2 protein-coding genes are annotated in these 1565 nt (G+C 67.8%); one reads left to right on the top strand and one right to left on the bottom strand.

The features are described from left to right. Window positions 1-691, bottom strand: a 691-nt coding sequence (locus DSP71_RS00325) for a DUF4396 domain-containing protein (protein ID WP_147251142.1), incomplete at its 3' end; no start/stop codon positions are given. A 424-nt stretch (window positions 692-1115) separates the two neighbouring features. Between DSP71_RS00325 and DSP71_RS00315 the strand changes: the two genes are divergently transcribed. Then, window positions 1116-1562, top strand: coding sequence for a hypothetical protein (locus tag DSP71_RS00315; RefSeq protein ID WP_036286063.1), 447 nt, complete (start codon window positions 1116-1118; stop codon window positions 1560-1562). The last annotated feature ends 3 nt before the right edge of the window (window positions 1563-1565 follow it).

The raw sequence follows: 1565 nt of genomic DNA, 5'->3' as shown, positions 1-1565 counted from the left end.
CATGCTCCTGGGGGTGGGTGGCGGGCTGGGGGCGGACGGTCATCAGACCGTGCTTGAGGCCCTTCTTCACCATCCACACGTTCACGGGGTAAGCGAGCACGAACCCGACCGCGATCCCGAAACTCATCACCGCCCAGAACAGCAACTCGGTGGGCAGCATGGCCCGCATGTCGCGGCCCATCATCAGCAGCGACATCACCGGCGCCATGCCCGCCATCATCAAGTTCATGCTGATGAACTCGGGCAGGAACGAGCGGCGCACGTTCTGCCAGTAGCTGCCGCCCATCATGTTCTTCATGAACAGGGCCTGGAACACGAACAACCCGAACGCGAACCCGGCGGCGTACTCGATGATCAGATCCAGCCACATCGGCAGGCCCAGCGACGCGACGACGACGGCGGCGACGATGATGCCGGTGGCATCGCCCGCGACGCAGTGGATGGTCGAGCCGATGCCCTGCTTCCACAGCGGCCGGGTGAACTCCTCATGCTCTCCCGGCCGCGGCTCCTTGTCCGCGAGCACATACAGCAGCGCCCCGATCGGCCCCAGGTAGAGGGTGACCAGGATGAAGCCCCACTTCATCACCGCCGGCTCCGGGTTGTGACGGAACTGGTCCACCCCGACCCAGATCGTGCTGATCGCGACCAGCGCGAACCAGGCGACCAGGAAATAGTCGATCGGTTGAATCAACCTCGCCCGCCTCTCCCTCGCACACGACTCCCCCACACCTTATACCCCCTATAGGTATTCTTTCAATCGGCGCCGCCTCGGGTGCCGACGGGTGCACGTGCCCGGTGGGGCGAACCTGACGCAGCCGAGACGATCGCGGCGGAGTTCAGCGACCCGTGCCGTCCTCAACGGCGCCGCCGAAGAAGTCCGCACCGGCAGACTCGACCCCGACGGCGTCACGGCGATCCTGCTGCCCGCCTTGACCGACACCACGGCACCCCGAGGGCACTGATCCTTCCGCTCAGGAGACGGACGTCGTTCGCCGATAATCGAGAACGACGTGCCGGTGGACGCGATGTGGCTGCTCTGTCGGCGAAGGCGTGGAAGGCCTGCGGCCGGGCGAGATCCGGGAGACGCAAAGGTCGGATTGGTACAGTGAGGGACTATGCCCCGCGACCCCCGATCCCGGCCCGACCGGGTCATCGCGGCGGGGTGGTGGTCGGGGCGGCTGCTGACCATCCTGGGCCTGGCACTTGTGCTCATCATCGGCGGCTGGACCACCTCCCACACCACGGCTGACGCGCACGCCGACACCAGTGCGGGCTCCCCCGTCGCGACCGGCTCTACCCCAGACTCGGGGGCACCGGTGGAGGGCCGGACGGCGTCGTCCTCTGCGGGGGTGTCCGTCGATGCGTCCGGGGCGTGGGGGTGCCTGATCGGGGTGGTGTGCACGCTGCTGGTACTGGCGGCCGTGACGGCTTCCCGGCTCCAGGGCCGGCTGCGGATACTGCGGGTATCCCGTCCGGTGCGCGCGCCGCTGCTGGTGCCGGTGCCCGTGTCGCGGCGTCCGGCCGCGCCCTCACTGCTGCTGTTGTCGATTTCCCGAACCTGAGAT

Source organism: Microbacterium sp. H6, assembly GCF_003314775.1.
GTDB classification, from domain to species: Bacteria; Actinomycetota; Actinomycetes; order Actinomycetales; family Microbacteriaceae; genus Microbacterium; species Microbacterium oxydans.
Note: the sequence above shows the minus strand (reverse complement) of the source record. Positions and strands in the feature narration are given on the sequence as shown.

What these genes read in the sequence shown, in the direction of transcription:
- DSP71_RS00315 (WP_036286063.1), top strand. Translation starts at nt 1,116, where the DNA reads ATGCCCCGCGACCCCCGATCCCGGCCCGACCGGGTCATCGCGGCGGGG.